Here is a 23,336-nt window from a genome sequence, read left to right on the forward strand (position 1 = left end):
TTTATAAAAAACTATTGTTTTATTCAATTTTATTCGTATTATTGCATAGTACAACCGTAAGTACTTCATTCTACGAATTGTATAATCTCAAAAAATAATCTCAATATTTTTTTGTTAACCTATCAAAAAATAATTTATTCATTATATATCCATGTTTGATATTGAAGTATTAAAAGAGAAGAAACTCTCTGATTTGCAAGAAATTGCTAAAGAAGCAAAAGTTAAAAAGTACCGAACACTAAAAAAAGAAGAATTGATTTATCAAATCTTAGATGTTCAGGCTGCAAACCCCGATACAATTAAGACAAATGAAGCTCCGAAAGAAGAGCCAGCTGTTGAAAAACCTAAAAGGGCTAGAGTTTCAAATCCCAAAACACAAAAAAAAGCAGCTCCTCCTAAAGTTGCCCCTGTAAAGGAAGAAAAAGTTCAAATAGCAGAAACAAAAGAAGTTGAAAAACCAACTCCAACTAAAGCTATTAAGAAACCTGAAAATAAAAAGGACGAAAAAGAAAAACCTGCTTTAACTAAAGAGAAACTAGTCGTAGCGAAACCAGCTACTCCACCAGTTATTCCTAGCGAAAAAAGTAATGAAACTACACCTCCTTCTAAGGCTCCAATTGCCGAAAACAGTAGTACAGCTGCAAAATCAACTCCACTTTCAAAAAACAGCAATCACAAAGCCAATCAAAACAATCCGAATCATCCAGCTTATAAAAAGCCCGCAACTAATAGTCCTGCGTCTACTAAAAGTAATTTTAGAGAAGCAGATTATGAATTTGATGGAATTATTGAAAGTGAAGGTGTTTTAGAAATGATGCCTGATGGTTATGGTTTTCTTCGTTCTTCAGATTATAATTATTTAGCATCTCCTGATGATATTTACCTATCTACCTCTCAAATTCGTTTGTTTGGGTTAAAAACAGGTGATACTGTAAAAGGAGTAGTTAGACCCCCAAAAGAAGGTGAAAAGTATTTCCCTTTAGTAAAAGTATTAAAAATTAACGGTCATGATCCACAGGTTGTAAGAGATAGAGTTTCATTTGAACACCTTACTCCTATTTTTCCAAAAGAGAAGTTCAACCTTGCAGAAAAAGGAAGTACTTTATCTACTCGAATTATAGATTTGTTTTCTCCATTAGGAAAAGGACAAAGAGGTATGATTGTTGCTCAACCAAAAACAGGTAAAACAATGTTACTTAAAGAGGTGGCAAATGCAATTGCTGCAAACCATCCTGAAGTGTACATGATTGTTTTACTTATTGATGAAAGACCTGAAGAGGTTACTGATATGCAACGTAGTGTTAAAGGTGAAGTTGTTGCTTCAACTTTTGACAGAGAACCACAAGAACATGTTAAGATTGCTAATATCGTTTTAGAAAAAGCAAAACGTTTAGTAGAGTGTGGACATGATGTTGTAATTCTTCTAGATTCGATTACTCGTTTAGCAAGAGCTTACAATACTGTTCAACCCGCTTCTGGAAAAGTATTAAGTGGTGGTGTAGATGCAAATGCTCTGCAAAAACCAAAACGTTTCTTTGGAGCTGCTCGTAATGTAGAAAATGGTGGTTCTTTAAGTATCATTGCAACTGCATTAACTGAAACTGGTTCAAAAATGGACGAAGTTATCTTTGAAGAATTTAAAGGAACTGGTAACATGGAATTACAATTGGACAGAAGAATTTCCAACAAGCGTATTTTCCCTGCTATTGACTTAGTATCTTCTAGTACACGTAGAGATGATTTACTACTAGATGACACAACTATTCATAGAATGTGGATTTTACGTAAGTATTTAGCAGACATGAACCCTATTGAAGCAATGGAATTTATTGAAAAAAGAATTAAAACGACTCGAAATAACGAAGAGTTTTTGATTTCAATGAATGAATAAAGATATTTTAAAAAACAAAAAAAAGGCTTTCAAAACAAATTGAAAGCCTTTTTTTCGCTCTTTTTTATAGAATTAAAACGTTTCTACCTTCTTTAATTCTTTTTCTAATTGAAAAACCTTATTCGTCCAAATTTCTACTTCTTCTTTAGCAAAATTTATATCTTTAATTCTATCATTCACATTTCCATAATCTCGATTTTCATAAGCAGTCTTCAATATTTTTTTTGCTTTAGAAAGATTTTCAAGCGCTTCTAAAACTGAGTTAGAAAGTTGCATAATCTGATGTTGTTTCTTACCGATTTCTTCTTCTAATTTTTTCTCATACTCCATGAATTCATAATTTGCATTCATCTCGTTCAATCTATAAATAGAATCTTCTAAAAGCCTTATTTTATTATTGTTTTTTATTATCAATTCTTCTTTTAAAAGATTTTCTTTTTCACTTGCTTTTTGAAAATGAAAAAACAAAAAGAATGTAGTTATTACAATCACCAGAATAACAAGCACATAACTCAAGAATAGTTTCTTATTAACTTTTATGAACTCTTCAGCTTTTCTCTGATTTCCATCAACTAAGTAATCAATATTTGGAGGAATAACATCTATACTATTCATGAATGATTTGGATTGCAAGAATTCTTTTAATTCAAGAATTTCAGAAGCTGGCTGCCAATCCTCTTTACCTTCGTACCATATTAATGTTTTTTCATTTATTTCATGATCTATTAAATCAGAAAAATTTAAAGGCCCTATTTTTTTATCATCGGAAATAATATAAATCGATTTCATTTTATGCATTTGATTAATAGTATTATTTTTAGTTTTTGTCTTTTCTAAATAGTAGAATAATTGTACAAAAAATAATTAATCAAATTTAAGTCTTTGAAATTTTATTAAAACAGGTATTTTTACGTGTTTTTGATAAAATAAAAAAAACAGAGACAACTTAACGCTATCTCTGCTCACTTTTTGATGGACATTGTAATTTATTCACACCAAACTGTCAAATTAACTACTATTACTCCATCCACATTCTCTAAATTTCTAGAAAGTGTGACATTAGAAGAAGAAGTTCCACAAAAATAATCATCATAAGAATCAAAAGTATAATTCCCTGGGTTTAATGCCAAAAAACAACTACCATCTTGGCTATCTGGATAAATATATTCTCCAGTAGCTGTATTATAACAATAAAATCCAGCTGAATATACTGTTGCGTTTCCATTACTATCGATTGCTTGAATACAAACTTTATATGGCTTTACTGATTTTTTTAATCCTTCAATGATCTCAATTATAATTACAGACTTGTCATTTTGACAATTCACTATTCTTCGCAATTGCGACACATATTGTAATGCTTCTTGATTGTTATTGTTTTCAATAGCATTAAGAATAGTCGTTTTTAATATTGTAATTTCTTTATTCAAATAGACCAACTTCTTTGCAGCCTTTTCAATTTCTAAAGTAGAAAAAGAAATCGTAGTTTCATTACTTGCTAAAGCTACATAATCAATAATTTCATGTGAAAGGTTTACAATTTGATTGGTATAATCATTTATTCTTGATTCAAAAAGTGTCGCATTAGGGTTTCCAAGAATCACAATCTCTTTAGACAATTGATTCATTGCATTATTTACACTAAACACTTCTTCTTGAATATTCTCTGAAGATTGCATAGCATAATCTAGGTTTTGAGCAACATTAGATTGTGCAATAGTTACATTCATTGTAAAAACAGTAAGGACAATAGCGATAAAAGTAGATTTTTTCATGTTTGTTTATTTTAATTATTTGTTACTTCAAAAGTAGTTTCATTCTTAAAATAAACTGTTTCACTAACATTAACATATCTTTATCATCAAATGCAATTAGAAGTTATTTTTAACTTTAATGAACAATTTAATAATTTAAGATTAACTCTATTTCTGTTTTTAATTATTCATAGGACTAAAGGCTTTAAATAATACATCATTAGAATCTGATATTGATAACTGACTTCCTGAGTCTGAATCCCATGTCCAAAGTAACCATCCATCTATACCGTAAGAGTTAACGCAATCATTCCTCCAATTTAATAATTGATTCTTAGCAACATCAATATTAATTGTCTGATCTTCTACGATACCAAATTCACCCAGGATGATTAATTTTTCAGTATTTTGACTTATTTCAAAATAATCTATATACTCACTCAACGAATGCTGTTCTGGATACATGTGTAAATCGACAAAATCCAATTCAGAATTTTGTATTGCAATAACCGAAGGTTTACCTAGAGGTTCAGGTCCATAAAAACCAACCGCAACCAAAGCTTCAGCATCTACTTCTTTTATACTATTACGAACATTTGTAGACCAATAAACAAAACTTGCTTGCATCAACGCTTCTTTATCTGTAGCAATCGCCATATTATAATCTATTCCATTTGGATGATGAACAATTCCAGAAGAACTATTAAAAGGAGCATGTGAAGGATGATAGAAAAACTCGTTTCTTATTTCATAGGCTAAAATTGTCTGCAAAGAGACGTTTGCGTTTTTTAATTGAACAATCAAAGATTGCCAGAAGTTTTTTTCTAATTCAATTTCACTATTAAAAACATATTGTTTATTCCACCACCAAATATCATCTTCACTTTGCAAAACTGTTCCATACGCTGTTAACGGAATCATATCGGTCGTTATTATTACTCCAATTCCGTGCTTTTCTGCTTTGATTAAGAAATCAACAATAGCAGCAACATATGAAGTATTTAAATCCCCGTTAGCATTGGCAACCAAAAGTGGATTTATAAAAACTCTAACAGTATTATAGTTTTCGTTTTTAAGCTTTATCAGTAATGAATTACTTGCATCAGAATTATAATAATCAGGTTTAAATGTTATATGGTTTGTGATTTGAATTCCGTTCCATGTAAACTCACCTACATGTGTATAATTATAGCCTTTGGGTACAAATTTTTTATTATTTCCTTTATCATAGAATTCTTGTTTCCCAATACTATTAATACGTATTCCAATTCTACCTATCTTAGGTTTTGTATTGTTTTCAACAGTCATACTTTCATCAAGACAAGATGACACGAACAAACAAATAATAATATTTAGCACAATTGTTTTCATAATAAATAAAAAACTAAAAATACATTTTTTCTAATCAATCAGAATAGTTTTGACTAATAAATTATATAAATAGCATTTCTTTACTACAACAAAAAAAACACCTAGCATACTGAAATGCTAAGTGTTTTTAAAATTTGTATTCTTTTTTATTTATTGACCGTCTGCGTTATTTTTTCTTTTATCTACAGCAGCTGCTTCTTTCATTAATTTTTGATTTCTTACAAAAGTTTCTGATTGCTCTTTCCCAGCTCCATATAATTCTGGATGTAAATAAGTTCCTTTAAATTCTTTTTCTTTTTCAGGAACAATTCTATTTTCATTTGCAAATTTATCAGCTCTTACTGCTGTTATTTGCCAGCTTACCTCAACATTTGGAGTACTTGTTTGAATTACAAATTTATTTCCTGTAACTTTCTCTTTAACAATTGCTTGAGCAAAAGTTCCAATTGTAGTTAATTGATATCTAAAATCTTTATTTGCTGCTTCAAAATAAGAAGGTAAAGTCACTGTAACATAACCATTAGTATCAGTTTTTGCATTTCCTGAATAAATATTCATCATTTCTGGAGATTCTACAAAACTATGTACTAAGTATTGATTTTTAGGATCTAATGGGTGATCAATTTTAAAAGTACCACCACCTTTTGCGATGTTACCAGTTACGTTTAAGTCTCCTGTAATTGTTACATTACCCGTAAAATCTGAATTACCATCAACAGAAAGCTGAGTTGTTGGATTAGTATTATAATTTAATCCTAATCTTAATTGTCTCATATTAGAATATCCACTTCTGTTGAATCTTGCAATTGTATCTGGAGCAGAACATCCACCAATAAAATACAGACTATTAGCTGCACCATTATGTTGAATCTTAAGACCACACTCAGCAGCATAAGTAGCGTCTTCTACAAAATGTAACTCTCCAGAATTAACATTATTAAAACCTCCATTATTACCAATTGCAGCTTTAGGAGATGCATTAGTAGAAACTACGAAATTTATATTAGAATTTGGTACACTTGAACCAACAACAACACTACCTGCATTTGTATTTCTTATATTATTACCATTTGTATTCCATTCAGCACCAGCAACTCCTCCAGAGTTCTTAGCGAATAATGCATAAGGAACGCTCAATAATTGGCTTGCACCCGTAATTGTATATGCAGTTCCTCCTAATGGATCAATTTCAGATTTTATAAAATAAGAATCCGAAGACCAATCAATCGTTGTGAAATCTCCTGAAACTACTGTTCCACTTCCAATTTCAACACTTACTAATCCGTTTGCGTTTGTTGTTGGTGTTTGTGTTTCTACATAAACTGCCGTCCCTGTAGATGTTGTTTGAAGAATACTTATTTGCATTCCAACTGCAGTTGATACTACTAGTGCATCACTAGCGTCTCTAACTACTGCTTGATAACTCATTTTCTCTGGAGCTTGTCCAAAAACTGTAAGGGAAATTAATAGCGTTGCTAAAAGTGTGTATAATTTTTTCATAGACTTTATTTTTTAATGATTTTGAATGTTTTAACTTCTTTATTTTGATTTAATATTTTTAGGAAATAGATAGCAGAAGGCAATGAAGAAACAGCTATGTTTGTTTCATTGGTAAGAATTTTTTCATCCTTTAATACTCTTCCGTTTGCATCTAGAATTTGAAAATTTAAGACTAGGTCATTCTCATTAGTCAAATTTAATGTTAAATCATTAACTGTCGGATTTGGATATATTTTCAAATCTTTAATTAATCCCGCAAAATCTTCAGTCCCTAAAACTTCTGAGATTTCAAACGGTTGTTGTACTCCTTCTGACACACTCCCATTTGAGCCTGTATATGTCATGTATACAACTTGCCCTACTGAGTAGGAAGCTGAACCATTCGAACCTGCTAAATCTCCTCCCGACGAGTTTACAGATTCTTGTGCTAAACAATTGGCGACGCTAAACGTGAAGCAGACAACTGTTAGAAAAGATAATCTTTTGCTTTTAGTCATAAATAAAATAATTTTGATTAATACTCTTTTTTTTTAATCTCGAAACTCAATAACTTGAATTACATTTTTAATACAATAATTGTTAAAAAAACAAATTAGTGATTATTAATTATGTTAAATTTAGTTAAAAAAAAAAAAACAATAAAAATAACACAAAAAGATGTTTTTTTTTTAATACTGTAAAATTAGCACAAAGTAAACCCCATTTTATAGGTAGAATTACCTGTTTTACAAAAAAAAAGCCCAAGAAAAATCTCGAGACCTCATAACAAACATATAAACAACACTTTGAGCTTAAACAAATACTCTTTTTAAAAAATCACCAATACAGAAATAATTAGCTATCCGTTAAGTAACTGGAAATAAACCTAAAAATCCTGATTAAGAAAACTTAACCAGGATTTTTAAAATATAGTTTGAAATAATCTCTAAATGTTTTAGTAACCTTTAACTCTATTTAAAGCTTGGTTCTCTAAAAGTTATATTTATTCTTGGGTTCTTATATTTTGAGTTTTGTGGCAAACTATGCATATATCGATCTTGTGCATGATCTTTCATTATCAATAAACTCCCATTAGCTAGTTCTAAGGAATAGACCTCATCGGTTTCGTTTGATTTAAAACAAAACTCACGAACTTCTCCTAAACTAATGGAAGGCAGAATTGTTTTATACCCAGATGTTTGCTGATCAAAATGATAAGGAGCAAAGTATTCGCCATTAGGATAATAAATACACATCGCCAATTCAAACTCTTTATCTAGAAGTGTTTCTACTCGTTCCTTTATTTTTTTCATTGCTCCTGACCAAACATGTACTTTTCCATGAATATTTTCAGGATGACTGTTGATCTCGATTAATCTTTCAGATGCAAATAATATCTTAAAACTATCAGTTCTTATCAACTTCCCTCCCGCTTCAATTATTAATCTTGAATTTTCAATATTATATTCATTTATAAGTACTTCATAGAGTTCTTTTGCTTCTTCATGATTTAAAAAATCGCTTATATACTCTACAGAGCAGTTTAATGGTAATTTCAATTGTGATTTTTTTAGTTTGTGTATATTGTAAATATATGATTAAAAACTAACTGTTTTTGATGTTTAAAAAAAGGTTTACCTATCCCTATAGTAACTCATGTAAATGCATTATTACTCTAAATGTATAAAATTTAGGTAAAAAAAGACCATTTAAACGTAGCCTAAAAGAAATGATTATTTTTAAATCTATTTTTCACGTTTAAAAATCTCCTTAACTGCTTCTTGATAAGCTCTTGGACTAGATGCTTTTTTAATTTTTTTAAGTGTTTTTTGCGGATCGGAAAATGAATTTGAAAAATAGCCCCAAAAGCCTAACATTTTCATTTTTATAGGTGTTGGTCCAGAAAGAGCCGCGTCATATTCATGGTAAATCGTATCATGAAATTCGCTAAAAATTTCCCATCTGTCTTTTGGATATTCTGTAGTATCATTTTTTATCATGCTTGGTAAAAAAGGATCTGCAATTAAGCCTCTACCAATCATAAAATGATCTATTTTAGGAAAACGTAGTTTCATTTCTCTATATTTTGTTACAGAAGTAATGTCTCCGTTATAATATAGTTTATGTTTAGTATTTTCTGTACAACGTTGAAATGCCTCTAAATTGACCCCTCCATTATAAAGTTGTTTACCAATTCGAGCATGAATCGCAATATTTTTTAAAGGGTATTGATCTAGAATAGGAAAAACATCTAGAATTTCTTCTGGGTTTTCATACCCCATACGCATTTTCATAGAAACAATTACATCTGTTTCATTATGCACACGATTTAGAATATGATCAATTTTTGCTGGGTCGCAAATGAGTCCAGAACCCATACCTCGTTTAGTAACCATAGGATAAGGACAACCCAAATTCCAATTAAGCTCTTTATAACCTAGTTCTTGAATATATTTAACGACAAATAAAAATTCATCGGCATCATTTGTCATTACTTGAGGAATAACTTCAAGTGTATCGTTATTTTCTAGTTGCAAATCACGTTGATAAGCATTCTTAATAACTAGTTTTCCATCTAAACGAATATAAGGAGCGTAATAGGTATCAATACCACCAAAATATTTATGTTGTGCATTTCTAAAACGGAAATCGGTAAAGCCTTGTAAAGGAGACGAAAGTAGGGTAATACTCATATATTAAATTGAAAAGCAAAGATAGTAGAAATTTGTTTGTGCATTTTTAAAATATTAGAGCCTCTGTTTTTATTTCCTATCTCCTTCAATAGCTAAAACCAGTTCTTTCAAATACATGAATTCTTCTTCTGAAAAAAAAGAAGCTATATCATCGCATTCTTTAAAAAAACTTTGATGACAATTAGTGCTTATATTTCTGAAACAAGCACTTAATAAAAGTATTATACCAACAGAGTCGTATATTCCATCTCCTCCAAAATTTGTCCATTCTTTTAGATAATGTTCAAGTTCTTCAAATGAATTAAAAGTTTGTTTCATAATTAATTTTTAAATATTCAATTTGATATTGAGACAACCATAATAAAACTGGATATTTCGATTTAGCAGCTGGTTTTGGTATAGCTGTATCATTCTCCAAATCAACATCTGATAGATTTCTGGTTAAAAATTTCTCATTCTTAAAATCAGTAGAAACAGATTTTGTTTCATATAATTTTATACAATCCGAAACATTTACTTTTTCTCTAAATTGTTTATTTGCTCCAGAGATTGCAGCAATATCGTAAAGATAATTTGCTGAAATAATATGTCCAGTTTGTCAAATTAAGTTATGTTATTTTCATTACATATTCTTAATTTTTCTTTACGACAAATAGAAAGCCGTAAAACAAGCAATTGAACCTATTAAAAATAGTAGTCCCATAACTCTTCTAAAAGCATCGTGACCGAGTATAGAAGACCAATATCGTTGCTTGTAATCTGCTGGAGAAGTTGCCCAATTCCAATTTAAGAAGTTACCAATAGAAACTATTAGAAGAACAATTCCTGCAAGTATATATCCATACTCGGGATTTAGTTCCATAAATTCTTTTGCTTGACTTAATAATTTTTCCATTTTTATTTTTAAAATTCTCGGCTAAAGATAAACTAACCAGAACCCTTATTTATTAGGACACAATTGGTTCTTTTATCTTTAACTTAGTTATAATTACCAAATATAAAGAAGTTTTTAGTGCTATTACTTACTGGATTTAAAGCTTTTTCTAAACTTTACTTAAATTTCATTCATAATTGTGATAGCTTTAGTTTCAGTTCTTTTTAAATTTTCTCCCTAAAAAATATCATTTCACGAGCAAAAGCTGAATCAAACATAAAGGCTGCACAGTTAAAAATTTCATCTTAAAAAATGAAAATATCTGGTTTACAAGCTTTTTCAATTTTTCAAAAAAAATAGTTTTCTTAAAGTTATTATAATTGCTTTGAAAGGATTGAATTTATTGCTAACTTTATAGGAAACAATTAAAAAAAACAGAATATGCAAATTCAGATTAACACAGACAAAAACATAGATGGAAACAGTAGATTAGTAAATTTCTATACTTCAGAATTAGAAAAAGAATTAGCTCGTTTCGATGATAAAATTACTCGAATTGAAGTGCATTTTGGTGATGAAAATAGTGAGAAATTTGGTAAAAACGACAAACGTTGTCTAATTGAAGTTAGAATGGCAAAAAAAGATCCATTGGCTGTAACCGATCATGCAGATACAATTGAAAAAGCATTTCATGGAGCACTTAAAAAAGTAAAAAAAGTAATGCAATCTACTTTTGAGAAAATAAGAGAAGCATAGACGAGTTTCAATTATAACATGAATTAGATTTGAAAGGTTTTCTATAACTTTAAAAGACATAAGAGACTTTTTTAATATCTATTTGAGAAAAATTTAAAAAATTCCCAATTAATAATTATTGATTGGGAATTTTTATCTTTTAATTATCTACACTCCAAACATGAATAAATCCGATTTTTTATACTTACTTCTAGGAACAAGTTATGCTTCATTTAAATTTGCAAAACGCTATATTTCAAACGATTTAGTTCCAGAATTCAGATATGATATTGAATTAAATATTTCAAATGATGATCCCAATTTAACACAGTTTACTATTTATCCTGAAGATAATGGTAAAAAGTATTTCAATTTAGAAGATAAAGAAGTTGTAGCTATCTTATGTAGAAACAATAAAGTGCCTGTTTGGATCGATATTTCTGTTTCAAAATCAGACAACGAAAAAACAATTTTAAGCCTTCTGTGTGCTGGCAGATATACATCAGACAAAAATGAGTTATACTACAACGAAAGTGGCTCTGGTCCATTTGGAATTAAAAGTCCGAACCTTCCTTATGGCTATAAAGAAGGCATAAAATTTAAATTATAGAGAAAAAATAGTTTTATCTATGGTTAAATTATAGATTTAAGTTAGATTTGTGATAATAAAATGTAATCTAATATAGAATTATAAATACAATTATTCTATATTGAATTGTAGTAAGAATTTCAAAATGTCAATAGCAAACAATATCAACACTATAAAATCTTCACTTCCTGAACAAGTTACCCTTGTTGCAGTTTCAAAAACAAAACCAGTTAGTGATTTAATGGAAGCATACAATGCCGGACAACGTATTTTTGGAGAAAATAAAATCCAAGAAATGACGGACAAGCAAGAACAAATGCCAAAAGACATTGAATGGCACATGATTGGTCATGTTCAAACTAATAAAGTGAAATATATGGCTCCATTTGTGAGTTTAATTCACGGAGTTGATAGTTTTAAGCTTTTAAAAGAAATCGATAAGCAAGCTGCAAAAAACAATAGAGTTATTGATTGTTTATTACAAATGCATATTGCCGAAGAAGAAACAAAATTTGGTTTAGACACTACCGAATTGGACGAAATTCTAAAACACATTCAAAATGACAATAGTTTTTTGAAAAACATTAGAATTATTGGACTTATGGGAATGGCAACTTTTACAGAAAATGAAGCACAAATTAAGAAAGAATTCTTACATTTAAGTTCAATTTTTAATAAGCATAAGGAACTTAAAACCGAAAACTTTAAATTAGAAACACTTTCAATGGGAATGTCTGGCGATTATGAATTAGCCATTTCCTGCGGAAGTACAATGATTAGGATTGGAAGTAGTATTTTTGGTTCTAGAAACCATCAATAAAACTATACTGATTTTTCAATAATAAACAATAACCTACCGAAAATTAAATTTGTACGCAATACTCGACATAGAAACCACTGGAGGACAATACGATGAAGAAGGTATTACAGAAATTGCCATATATAAATATGATGGTCATGAAATAGTAGACCAATTCATTAGCCTTGTCAACCCAGAGAAACCCATTCAGCCTTTTGTTGTAAAGCTAACAGGGATAAACAATGCCATGCTTAGTTCTGCACCAAAGTTTTATGAAGTTGCCAAACGAATAATTGAAATTACAGATGGATGTGTTATTGTAGCACACAACGCCGCTTTCGATTATCGAATTTTAGGCACTGAATTTAGACGATTAGGATTTCCATTTAAAAAATCTACTCTTTGTACTATCGAATTGGCAAAAAAATTAATTCCAGAACAACCTTCTTATAGTTTAGGAAAACTCGTTCGTTCACTTGGAATTCCAATTGCAGACCGACATAGAGCAAATGGTGATGCTATGGCAACGGTTAAACTTTTTAAATTATTACTTTCTAAAGACAGTCAGAAAGAAATTGTAAAAAATTATATAAAAACCGAAGTAAAAACCGGAATGTCTCCAAAATTATTAGATATAATTGACGCGCTACCTTCTAAAACAGGTATCTATTATATTCATAATGAAAAAGGAGAAATTATCTATATTGGTAAAAGTAAGAACATCAAAAAACGCGTCAACCAACACTTTACAGGAACCAATCCTAAGAGTAAAAAAATTCAACGCTCTGTATATACTGTTACTTTTGAAGAAACAGGAAGCGAATTAATTGCTCTTTTAAAAGAAAGCGAAGAAATAAAAGTCAACAAACCTATCTACAATAGAGCACAACGAAAAACATTATTTCCTTGGGCTTTGTATGCTGAAAAAAATGCAAAAGGATATCTAAGCTTAAAAATCGCAAAATCAGATGGAAGAAAAAAAGAATTGACTTCATTTTCAACAGCCTTAGAAGGTAAAAAAACACTTTTCAAAATCACTGAAGACTTCAATTTGTGTCAAAAAATAAATGGTTTATATGACACTAAAAAAAGTTGTTTTCAATACGATGTTAAACAATGTTTTGGTGCTTGCATTGACAAAGAAGAAACTGATGAATATAATAAAAGAGTCAATCAATTTATAGATACTAATACTTTCAATAAAAACAATCTTATCATTACGGATAGAGGCAGAACACACAATGAAAGAAGTGCTGTACTAATCGAAGATGGTGTTTACAAAGGCTATTGTTTCTACGATTTAAATCATCAGATAAAAAATATTGAAATATTAAGAAAGCTAATCATTCCAATGCAAAACAATAGAGATACAAAAAACATCATTCAAAGCTATTTAAGAAAAAGAAAAGTCATGAAGGTAGACACCTTTTAAATTTTTCTAAATTTGCATTATGAACGAACAGAAATCAGCTTTTCAAAAATTTCGACAAAAAACATATATTATTATATATGGTACAAACACATTTGCAGGTAAAGCTTTTGATTTAATTCTTCTTGGCGTTATTTTTCTAAGTGTACTTTTAACCATGATGGAAACAGTGAAAAGTTTCGAATCTAAATATCATGATATAAGAATTGTACTCGAATGGGGAATTACTATTTTCTTTACAATTGAATATTTCCTACGTATTATTTCTATAAATAAACCGCTAAAATACATTTTTAGCCTATATGGAATCATCGATTTAATTGCAACATTACCAATGTATTTAGCGCAAGTTTTTGCTGGTTCTGGTGTACTTTCAATTGTTCGTTCTTTACGATTACTAAGACTTTTCAAAATATTAAAACACCCACAATTCACAGGACAATCTAAACAACTAAGAGATGCAATGTATGCCAGCAAGGGCAAAATCCTAGTTTTTATCTATTTTGTACTTATTAGTACCGTTCTAATAGGTTCGGTAATGTATGTGGTTGAAGGAAGGGAAAATGGTTTCACAAGTATACCAACAAGTATCTATTGGACAATTGTTACGCTCACAACAGTAGGTTATGGAGATATTTCACCCGTTACACCGCTAGGGCAATTTCTAGCTTCATTAGTTATGGTTTTAGGATACGGAGTAATTGCTGTTCCAACAGGAATTGTTTCTGCCGAGATAGCTAAATTAGGCTCCAATACTACTACTACTACTACTACGCTTCAAAAAAATCCATGCGCAGATTGTGGTATGGAAGATCATCAAGAAAATGCTAAATACTGCCATAATTGTGGAAATAATCTTTTAGATGATTAATTTGAAGCTATTTCCTGCTGTCCACTATATCTTTTATACTTTTGTCTCTTGACTCTGCTCGATATAACAAAAGCACAAAAGGATGCCGTTACCATCAGGGCTACTAACAATATTAAACTTTTATACACAATTGAATAATTACCTCATCACCATTATAGGACCAACTGCGATAGGAAAAACCGCATTAAGCATCAAATTAGCACAATATTTCAATTGTGATATAATTTCATGCGATAGTCGTCAGTTTTTTAAAGAAATGAAGATTGGAACAGCTGTGCCTAACGAAGACGAATTAAACGCTGCAAAACACCATTTCATTCAAAACAAATCCATCTTAGAAAACTATTCAGTTGGCGATTTTGAAGAAGAAGCCTTAAACAAACTAGACAAACTTTTTGAAGAAAAGAACATTCAAATAATGGTTGGTGGTTCTGGACTATATGTTGATGCTGTTTTAAAAGGATTTGATGAATTTCCAGATATTAATCCTTCAGTAAGAGATACGATAAATACACAATTTGAAGAGAAAGGCTTAACCTATCTTCAAGATACATTACAAAATTTAGATCCTAGTTATTATAAAACGATTGCAGCAGAAAATCCGCAAACATTTCAAAATCCACAAAGAATGAAACGTTTTGTAGAAGTTTGTATTGGCACTGGAAAACCATATTCTAGTTTTATTGGAAAACGAAAAATCAATAGAAACTTTAAACCAATTATTATTGGCCTAGAAGCAGATAGAGAAATCATGTATGATCGAATTAACCAACGTGTAGACATCATGATGAATAATGGTTTATTAAATGAAGTAACTTCTTTATACAATCAAAAACATTTGAATGCATTGCAAACGGTTGGTTATAGGGAATTATTCGACTATTTAGATGAAAAAACAACATTGCCTTTTGCTATTGAAGAAATAAAGAAAAATACAAGACGTTTTTCAAAACGACAAATTACTTGGTTTAAACGCACAGAAAATGCAAATTGGTTTGATTATTTAACACCTGTTGAAGAAATTATTAATACCATTAAAGTAACAATTTCGTAACGCAACCAAATAGTAAAAAAATCGTCTTAAAAGTAAAAAAATCATGAAAACAACCTTTTTACTTCTCATTATTACTGCATTATTCGGTCATTGCGAAGACAATCTTGAATATCATAATGGTAGAAAACTTGTCGTTGAAGGCAAGATTGTAGATAAAAATAATATTGGAATCCCAAATACAGAAATTAAAGTGGCATTTGATAAACAAACTAGATATGGCTATGATTATACTGAACCAGGATTAGGCTATACAGATGGAAATGGAAATTTTAAACTTTATACTACTTCAGCCAACAATGAAGACCAAATTATTATCATCGTCAACGAAGGAAAAATGTTTGACTATCAACAAAAAAAACTTTTAAACATAAAAGACGCAGATTTTTCAGATTACAAATTCAATATAGGAACAACTATGCTATATCCTATTGATGAATTAGTTAGTTTAAAAGTAATCTTTCAAAGATCTTCTGGCTCAAACGATATCATTTTAGAAAATGTTTCTTTTATGGGAGAGTCTAGTTTTTACGAAAACTACATAAACCCAATTGAAAATTATTCATACAGCGAGATATTTCGTTATGATGGGATATTTAAAAATCAAAATGTAAATATTCAGTACGACTTACGTAACACCTTTACAAATACAAGTACTACAGAAACACGAAACATATCTATTGAAGACTTATACAAAGAAGAAATTATTATTTATTAATTATGAAACTAAAAATTTACTTTCTATTATTATTTCCAATATTAGTTTTCGCACAAAGCAAAGTGAAATTTTTTAACGAAGTGAACATTGCATATACCGTTCCGAATCAATTAGAAAACACTTTTTTAAAAGAAGGATTTAAAAATAATTTCGGCTTTTTTTCTGAATTTGAACATGTTACTTATAAAAAATTTGGTTTTATAAATGGTTTTCAAATTAACAAATACAATGTAACCAATTCATCTGTAGCTGGTAACGCTAAAAATGCTACATTACAAACCATTCATTTAAAGCTAGTTTATCATTTAAAAGCAACTAACAAAATAAATATTGATCCTTACGTAGGTTATGGTTTTATAGAGTTTAGAAACATCAATAAAACCTATGGTAATAGTTATATATTAGGAACTAATTTTAACTATAATTTGTATAAAAAACTGTCATTATTGGTTGGTGTGCAATACAACGTAACCCAATATGACATTACTACAAACGCAGCCGAAAAACATTTTTTTAATTCTTCCAATAACTTACAGTTAAATATAGGGTTGAACTTTAGATTTAGAACACTCGATTAAAACAAAAATATAATGCCAATAGCTCCAAAATTCACATCGATACTTGAACAAGAATATGAAATTAACTTTTTACATTGTTATCCTAATGGATATTTAAAATATACCGATTTGTGTAATTTATTACAAATTACTGCTGGAAACCATGCCGATTTAGGCGGAATTAGCTTTACTGATATGCAAGCACATCATCAAGCTTGGGTTATGAGTAGAATGCGATTAGAAATTCATGAATTGCCAAAATGGAGAGATATTGTTACCATTAAAACTTGGATTAAGACATTAGAAAATTCTCGTTCTATTCGTTGTATGGAAATGCATTTAAATGGAGAAAAAATTGTGGGTTGCGAAACCTATTGGGCGGTTATTAATACCCAAACAAGAAGACCCGATGCATTAGCACTGCCACACGACCATTTTGAGAAATTTCAAATAGACGCAACAAAACAGCCTACGTTAAAAATTACAATAGATGAGAACACTAATACTATTGGACATCGAAAAGTTGTTTTATCTGATTTAGATGTAGTCAATCATGCTAATAATGTAAAGTATATGGAATGGTGTCTTGATTATGAAAACCCTAAAAAAATAATCAAACAAGAAATTAAAGCATTAGACATTAATTTCATGCGTGAATTAAACTTAAACGATGAAGCTATAATTCATCAATCTAGAAACGATACTCAAACAATATATAGTATTACAAAAGAGGATAAAAATGCGTATGCCTTGCAGATAGAATGGAAATAATACTTCATTCAAAATAATAAGAAAATATATTTCAAAATTTTCTATAGAAATAACTTCAATATAATTCATAAAAAAACTCCTTTAAAAAAGGAGTTTTTGCTATATAAAATACTAGTCTTCATATTCTTTATTTTTTCACAACTAATCTAAATCCTTCTCCATGAATATTAAGAATTTCTACATTTACATCACGTTTCATGTATTTTCTTAATTTAGCAATATAAACATCCATACTTCTAGACGTGAAATAATTATCATCTCTCCATATTTTTGTTAATGCTAATTCTCTTGGCATTAAATCATTTTCATGAAGTGCTAACATTTTTAATAACTCACACTCTTTTGGTGAAAGTTTCACTGGCTCTTCATTTTGAAAAGATAGAAAACGTAATTTAGAATTTAAATGAAAACTTCCAATTTCAAACTCAAATTTTGTGTTATCTGGTTTTACTTCACTTGCTTTTCTCTGAATAATTGCTTTAATTTTCATTAATAGCACTTCAGAATCAAAAGGTTTGTTTAGATAATCGTCTGCACCAACTTTATATCCTTTTAACACATCTTCTTTAAGCGTTTTTGCTGTTAAGAAAATAATTGGCACTTCTTGATTTTTCTCTCTAATTTCTCTAGCTAAAGTATAACCGTCTTTATATGGCATCATTACATCTAAGATACATAAATCATAAATGTCTTTTTTAAACTTTTCAAATCCTTCCATTCCGTTCTTAGCTAAGGTTACATCAAAATCGTTTATGATTAAGTAATCCTTTAATATAGCCCCGAAATTCGGGTCATCTTCAACTAATAAAATTTTTCTAGCTTCCATATATTCTAATTTATTAATGGCATTTTCAAAATAAATGCACTTCCTTTTCCTTTTTCACTTTCTACAAAAATTTGACCATTGTGATCTTCTACAATTTGCTTCACATAGGCTAATCCTAGTCCATGTCCCTTCACATTGTGTAAGTCTCCTGTGTGTTCTCTGTAAAACTTTTCAAACACTTTTTTCTGAGCAATTTTACTCATTCCTAATCCTTGGTCTTGGATTTTTATAACAATAAAATCTTTTATATTTTCAGTATAAACATCTATAATTGGTGTTCCTTCTGAATATTTTACTGCGTTATCTAAAATATTCACTAATACATTCGTAAAGTGAACATCGTTTAACAATATTGTTGTTCGAGTTGCATTAAAATGAGTTCTAATTTTTCCTTCTCTGTCTTCGATAATTAAGCTAATATGCTCAATTGCATCTTCTACAATATCCAATACATCTACTGGCTCTTTAGAAATATCCAATTCATTTTTTTCAAGTTTAGAAATACGTAAAACGTTTTCAACTTGAGCATGCATTCTCTTATTTTCATCCTTAATCATCTGAAGATAACGTTGTACTTTCTCCTTGTCGTCAATGATTTTAGGATTTTTTATAGCATCTAGCGCTAAGTTTATTGTTGCAATGGGTGTTTTAAACTCATGCGTCATATTATTTATAAAATCGGTCTTAATTTCAGAAATCTGTTTTTGTTTAATTAACTGATTTAAAGCACTTGAGTAAGTTAAAACAATTATTAACGTAAACAATAAAGAAATCATAGTTATTCCTAAAATAGATGAAAAAAAGAATTTACTTTTTTGTGGAAATGTTACCAATAATTGATATTGACTCATTCCTTCGTTATCTTTAAAAACAGGAATTCCATAGGTCGATTTTTTATCATACACAAATCTATCAGAACGTATTTTTGTTGCTAAACCATTACTATAAATACAAAATTCGAATGGCGTTTTTATTTGATACTCTTTTAATTCTTTACTTAAAATCTTCTCTAACTCATCTTTAGTAATTCTATCCTGTATTGCTCGAAGCGCAACTATATCTTTAAAAAAAACTTGAAAATTAACTTTATCTAATGCAGAAATACTTCCTGTCTTTTCTATAGTAACATCAGGTCTTCTATTTAATTCAACAGACGATTTATCTACTAAACTTCCTGCATATATCTCTGTTCTTCTATTTGTAACAAGATTACCAACATTTATAGAATCTGCATTTTTATCAAAAAAAGATCCATTAATACCAAAGTTTTCAGCAACTAAAGAACTTGTATAAATAATCGTTTCATTCGTTTTTTTATTGCGCTCTAAAAAATAAAATTCCTTTAAAGTATTCTTCTCTGGCTCTTTACCTATACTGTCCTTAATTTTTTGGTATTGTCTATAAAAAGCGACTAATTCTTTATTGTTTATATTTTCTGCTACATTTCCAATAATTTGTTGAACGTGAAGCTTAAATTCTTCCTCACTTTTCTTTAACGAGGTATTTATCCAATATAATTGAACAATAATTATCCCGACAAGAGATAAACTCATTAAGAAAACCAACAGGCGAAATCTAGTTTTATTCATCAAGACAAAATTAGTATTTTAACATTTACTCTATTAAAACATTAACCAAAGATTAACATTAACAGAATTTTTTACGATATTTTTAATATTTTAAGAATTTCATTAATCTTAACAAATGTGTCGTTTAATTCGATATTCGTTACAATAAAATCGCTTTTTTTTGCTTTTTTTTCATCTGAAAGCTGATTTTCCATTCTTTTTATTATTTCTTCTCTATTGCTCCCATCTCTACTTATTACTCTACTTATTTTAACATCTAGCGGTGCAGTAACTAATATTACTTTATCACAGTCCTTATCTCCGCCTGTTTCAAACAGTATAGCCACTTCTTTTACTATAAAAGGATGATGATTATTTTTCTTTAACCAATCTTTAAAATGTGCTTTAACCTTTGGATGAATTAATTCATTTAAAGATTTCAATTTTTCTGGATTTTTAAAAACGATTGAAGCAATCTTCTTTCGATCTAACTTTTTATTCTCATCAATAACATCTTCTTCAAATAGTAATTGCACTTCTGCTATTACTTCTTCTTCATCCATTATGTTTCTAGCTTCATCATCTGCTATATAAACAGGAACACCTTGCGCAGCAATATATTTTGCAACAGTGCTTTTACCGCTACCAATTCCTCCTGTTAAACCTATTATTTTTGTCATTTTATTTTTTAAAAAACAATTCTGGATGAGCCTTTTCTGGTTCTTTCTTAAAGATAAATAAATTTATGTAAGATTGCAAGTATCCTTTACCATATCCATAAAACTGAATCATTGTTGCTATGACAGCGTATGACGCAATTTTTACACTTTTACTTTGTAATAATGAACCTACAAAAACCATTCCAAAATAGACCGAAAAGCAGAATAAAAAGTAATAAAATCCAAAAAAACTTAATAAAACACTAAAAATCAACGTTAATAAGAACAAACTTGGAAACCAAAAAGTTAATTTTGAATATTCAGGATACCAAAAATTAAGTATTGGTCTTGCCTTTCCGAATTTATTTACTTGCTTATAAAACTTATCCCAATCAATTCTTCTTTTATGAAAAACATACGCTTGAGGAATTAAATTCGTTTTAAAATTCATCTTCCATAATCGGATTGATAAATCGGGATCTTCCCCTGGGTGAATATTTCCAAAGCCTCTTGAAGCTTCAAAAGCCTCTTTAGAAAGTCCCATATTAAAACTTCTAGGTTGAAATTTATCTAATTTTTCACTTCCTCCCCTAATTCCACCCGTTGTTATGAATGACGTCATTGTGAAATTTATAGCCTTTTGTATATCTGAAAAAGAATCCAAAGCTTTATCAGGTCCACCAAAACAGTCAACAAAATCACTAGTCAAAGAATTTGAAACAACCTTTAGGTATTGATTAGGTAAAATACAATCGGAATCTAATATTAAGAAATAGTTTCCTTTCGCTTTTTTCATTCCAAAATTTCGAGAATCTCCTGGTCCAGAATTAGGTTTAAAAAAATAGGAAATATCCAATTTATTAGTATACTTTTCAATTATATGTTTACATGTAATTGAAGAACCATCTTCAACTACAACAACTTCAAAAGCGTCTTGATACTCTAACAACACAAGGCTTTCCAGTAATTCATCTATTTCATCAGGACGATTATAAACAGGTATAATAAAAGAGAAATACATCTTTATCTATTTTTTTTAACAAAGATACTCTTTATAAAAATGTAGTGGTATAAAAAATCGATTCAAGTTTAATTTTAAACTTAAATTTAAGTTTAAATAAATTAGCCATACTATTTAAATAAAAAACTGATTTGAGTGTCAAATCAGTTTTTTATTTCCTTTATATACCTGCTATTGTTTTTATTTCACTTACGAATCGTTCTGCCAAAATATCTGCTTCCTTTTGAGTAGGAGCTTCGGTGTAAATACGAATAATCGGTTCTGTATTGGATTTTCGTAAATGCACCCATTCTGTTGGAAAATCAATTTTAACACCATCAATAGTTAAAATATCTTCATTCTTATATTTCTCAGTCATTGTTTTCAAAATTGCATCAACATCAATTTGCGGTGTCAATTCAATTTTATTTTTACTCATATAATACTGAGGATAGCTTGCTCTTAATGCTGCAACCGTAACATCTAAACTCGCTAAATGAGTTAGGAATAAAGCAACACCTACCAAACTATCTCTTCCATAATGGCTTTCTGGATAAATTATTCCTCCATTTCCTTCACCACCAATAATTGCATTCGATTCTTTCATTAAAGTAACAACATTCACTTCCCCAACAGCACTTGCTTGGTATTTACCACCATGTTTTTCTGTTATATCGCGCAATGCACGAGAAGACGACATATTAGACACTGTATTCCCTTTTGTTTTACCTAGAACGTAATCTGCACAAGCAACTAAAGTATACTCTTCTCCAAACATTTCTCCATCATTAGAAATAAAAGCTAATCTATCTACATCTGGATCAACTACAATACCAAAATCAGCTTTTTCTTCAACTACTAATTTACAAATATCTCCCAAATGCTCTTTTAAAGGTTCTGGGTTATGAGGAAATTGTCCATTTGGCTCACAGTATAACTCTACTACTTCTACTCCCATTTGTTTTAACAGCTTAGGAATAATAATTCCTCCTGAAGAATTTACGCCATCCACAACAACTTTGAATTTTCTTTTAGCAACAGCTTCTGCATCTACCAAAGGTAAATTCAAAACCTCATCAATATGAATATCCATATAAGCATCATTTTCTGTTACTTCTCCAAGTGAATCAACATCAGAAAAAAGAAATGCTTCTGCTTCTGCAATTTCTAAAATTTTTGCTCCATCATCTCCATTTAAAAACTCACCCTTTGCATTTAACAATTTTAAAGCGTTCCATTGTTTTGGATTATGTGATGCTGTCAAAATAATTCCACCATCTGCATTTTCAAGTGGCACAGCAATTTCTACAGTAGGAGTAGTAGACAATCCTAAATCGATAACATTAATACCCAAACCAACTAATGTATTTTGTACTAAATTATGAATCATTGGTCCAGAAATACGTGCATCTCTACCAATAACTACTGTTAATTTTTCTTTATTTGAGTTTTGTTTCAAGAATGTTCCATAGGCCGATGCAAATTTTACAGCATCTACAGGAGTTAGATTATCTCCAACATTTCCACCTATTGTTCCACGAATTCCTGATATTGATTTTATTAATGTCATTCTTTTTCTACTTTTAGTTTTCAGACAACTCTTTCAAAAGTCATCGCTCTATTAAAAAAACAAAGATAACAAGTTGCAGCAGAAAAAAAAACTTGTTTAATTTTACTATATTTACAAATCAAGATATTCAC

At 29.6% G+C, this 23,336-nt stretch carries 24 protein-coding genes; 10 read left to right on the forward strand and 14 right to left on the reverse strand.

Annotated features, from left to right (window positions below; translation table 11 throughout):
• The first annotated feature begins 151 nt into the window (after nt 1-151).
• Entirely contained in the window at nt 152-1,891 is a 1,740-nt protein-coding gene (rho, locus tag L2Z92_RS19480) for a transcription termination factor Rho (RefSeq protein WP_236456386.1), read from the forward strand.
• 72 nt (nt 1,892-1,963) lie between these two features.
• Here the strand turns inward: rho and L2Z92_RS19485 are convergent, their stop codons facing one another.
• From L2Z92_RS19485 to L2Z92_RS19525, 9 genes are all read right to left on the reverse strand, one after another.
• Nucleotides 1,964-2,680, reverse strand: a complete 717-nt coding sequence (locus L2Z92_RS19485) for a GYF domain-containing protein (RefSeq protein ID WP_236456388.1) — start codon at nt 2,678-2,680, stop codon at nt 1,964-1,966.
• A gap of 197 nt (nt 2,681-2,877) precedes the next feature.
• Nucleotides 2,878-3,666 carry a hypothetical protein gene (locus tag L2Z92_RS19490; RefSeq protein ID WP_236456390.1) on the reverse strand — a complete coding sequence of 263 codons (789 nt, stop codon included), beginning with the start codon at nt 3,664-3,666 and terminating at the stop codon, nt 2,878-2,880.
• A gap of 159 nt (nt 3,667-3,825) precedes the next feature.
• The gene (locus tag L2Z92_RS19495; protein WP_236456391.1) at nt 3,826-5,016 is read right to left on the reverse strand and encodes a hypothetical protein; all 1,191 of its coding nucleotides are present in this window, start codon (nt 5,014-5,016) and stop codon (nt 3,826-3,828) included.
• A gap of 150 nt (nt 5,017-5,166) precedes the next feature.
• Entirely contained in the window at nt 5,167-6,516 is a 1,350-nt protein-coding gene (locus L2Z92_RS19500) for a hypothetical protein (RefSeq protein WP_236456392.1), read from the reverse strand.
• A 5-nt stretch (nt 6,517-6,521) separates the two neighbouring features.
• Nucleotides 6,522-7,013 (reverse strand): T9SS type A sorting domain-containing protein, encoded by a 492-nt coding sequence (locus tag L2Z92_RS19505; protein ID WP_236456393.1) that lies wholly within the window; start codon nt 7,011-7,013, stop codon nt 6,522-6,524.
• Nucleotides 7,014-7,466: 453 nt separating this feature from the next.
• Nucleotides 7,467-8,054, reverse strand: a complete 588-nt coding sequence (locus tag L2Z92_RS19510) for an alpha-ketoglutarate-dependent dioxygenase AlkB (protein ID WP_236456394.1) — start codon at nt 8,052-8,054, stop codon at nt 7,467-7,469.
• Nucleotides 8,055-8,240: 186 nt separating this feature from the next.
• Entirely contained in the window at nt 8,241-9,188 is a 948-nt protein-coding gene (locus L2Z92_RS19515) for a tRNA dihydrouridine synthase (RefSeq protein ID WP_236456395.1), read from the reverse strand.
• A gap of 69 nt (nt 9,189-9,257) precedes the next feature.
• Entirely contained in the window at nt 9,258-9,506 is a 249-nt protein-coding gene (locus L2Z92_RS19520; protein WP_236456396.1) for a hypothetical protein, read from the reverse strand.
• A gap of 325 nt (nt 9,507-9,831) precedes the next feature.
• The gene (locus L2Z92_RS19525; protein ID WP_236456397.1) at nt 9,832-10,083 is read right to left on the reverse strand and encodes an Imm17 family immunity protein; all 252 of its coding nucleotides are present in this window, start codon (nt 10,081-10,083) and stop codon (nt 9,832-9,834) included.
• Between the two features lie 420 nt (nt 10,084-10,503).
• Between L2Z92_RS19525 and L2Z92_RS19530 the strand changes: the two genes are divergently transcribed.
• From L2Z92_RS19530 to L2Z92_RS19570, 9 genes are all read left to right on the forward strand, one after another.
• Nucleotides 10,504-10,818: an HPF/RaiA family ribosome-associated protein gene (locus L2Z92_RS19530; RefSeq protein WP_236456398.1), complete on the forward strand. Its 315-nt coding sequence runs from the start codon at nt 10,504-10,506 to the stop codon at nt 10,816-10,818.
• 160 nt (nt 10,819-10,978) lie between these two features.
• A complete protein-coding gene (locus L2Z92_RS19535; RefSeq protein WP_236456399.1) occupies nt 10,979-11,407 on the forward strand; it encodes a hypothetical protein in 429 nt (142 codons plus the stop codon).
• A gap of 124 nt (nt 11,408-11,531) precedes the next feature.
• Nucleotides 11,532-12,206: a YggS family pyridoxal phosphate-dependent enzyme gene (locus L2Z92_RS19540; protein ID WP_236456400.1), complete on the forward strand. Its 675-nt coding sequence runs from the start codon at nt 11,532-11,534 to the stop codon at nt 12,204-12,206.
• Between the two features lie 49 nt (nt 12,207-12,255).
• The gene (locus L2Z92_RS19545) at nt 12,256-13,617 is read left to right on the forward strand and encodes an exonuclease domain-containing protein (protein WP_236456401.1); all 1,362 of its coding nucleotides are present in this window, start codon (nt 12,256-12,258) and stop codon (nt 13,615-13,617) included.
• 19 nt (nt 13,618-13,636) lie between these two features.
• Nucleotides 13,637-14,485, forward strand: a complete 849-nt coding sequence (locus L2Z92_RS19550; protein WP_236456402.1) for an ion transporter — start codon at nt 13,637-13,639, stop codon at nt 14,483-14,485.
• Between the two features lie 82 nt (nt 14,486-14,567).
• Nucleotides 14,568-15,539, forward strand: a complete 972-nt coding sequence (gene miaA, locus L2Z92_RS19555) for a tRNA (adenosine(37)-N6)-dimethylallyltransferase MiaA (protein WP_236456403.1) — start codon at nt 14,568-14,570, stop codon at nt 15,537-15,539.
• A 43-nt stretch (nt 15,540-15,582) separates the two neighbouring features.
• Nucleotides 15,583-16,254: a hypothetical protein gene (locus L2Z92_RS19560; RefSeq protein ID WP_236456404.1), complete on the forward strand. Its 672-nt coding sequence runs from the start codon at nt 15,583-15,585 to the stop codon at nt 16,252-16,254.
• Between the two features lie 2 nt (nt 16,255-16,256).
• Nucleotides 16,257-16,832, forward strand: coding sequence for a hypothetical protein (locus tag L2Z92_RS19565; protein WP_236456405.1), 576 nt, complete (start codon nt 16,257-16,259; stop codon nt 16,830-16,832).
• 12 nt (nt 16,833-16,844) lie between these two features.
• Nucleotides 16,845-17,582: an acyl-[acyl-carrier-protein] thioesterase gene (locus L2Z92_RS19570; protein WP_236456406.1), complete on the forward strand. Its 738-nt coding sequence runs from the start codon at nt 16,845-16,847 to the stop codon at nt 17,580-17,582.
• Nucleotides 17,583-17,709: 127 nt separating this feature from the next.
• Here L2Z92_RS19570 and L2Z92_RS19575 read toward each other — a convergent pair whose 3' ends face one another.
• The 5 genes from L2Z92_RS19575 to glmM form a co-directional block, all read right to left on the reverse strand.
• Nucleotides 17,710-18,408, reverse strand: coding sequence for a response regulator transcription factor (locus L2Z92_RS19575; protein ID WP_236456407.1), 699 nt, complete (start codon nt 18,406-18,408; stop codon nt 17,710-17,712).
• 5 nt (nt 18,409-18,413) lie between these two features.
• Nucleotides 18,414-19,997, reverse strand: a complete 1,584-nt coding sequence (locus L2Z92_RS19580) for a sensor histidine kinase (protein WP_236456408.1) — start codon at nt 19,995-19,997, stop codon at nt 18,414-18,416.
• A gap of 71 nt (nt 19,998-20,068) precedes the next feature.
• Complete coding sequence (gene coaE / locus L2Z92_RS19585; protein WP_236456409.1) at nt 20,069-20,656, reverse strand: dephospho-CoA kinase; 588 nt, start codon at nt 20,654-20,656, stop codon at nt 20,069-20,071.
• 1 nt (nt 20,657) lies between these two features.
• Nucleotides 20,658-21,656 carry a glycosyltransferase gene (locus L2Z92_RS19590; RefSeq protein WP_236456410.1) on the reverse strand — a complete coding sequence of 333 codons (999 nt, stop codon included), beginning with the start codon at nt 21,654-21,656 and terminating at the stop codon, nt 20,658-20,660.
• 160 nt (nt 21,657-21,816) lie between these two features.
• A complete protein-coding gene (glmM, locus tag L2Z92_RS19595; RefSeq protein WP_236456411.1) occupies nt 21,817-23,205 on the reverse strand; it encodes a phosphoglucosamine mutase in 1,389 nt (462 codons plus the stop codon).
• Between the last annotated feature and the right edge of the window lie 131 nt (nt 23,206-23,336).

The organism is Flavobacterium jumunjinense (assembly GCF_021650975.2).
GTDB classification, from domain to species: Bacteria; Bacteroidota; Bacteroidia; order Flavobacteriales; family Flavobacteriaceae; genus Flavobacterium; species Flavobacterium jumunjinense.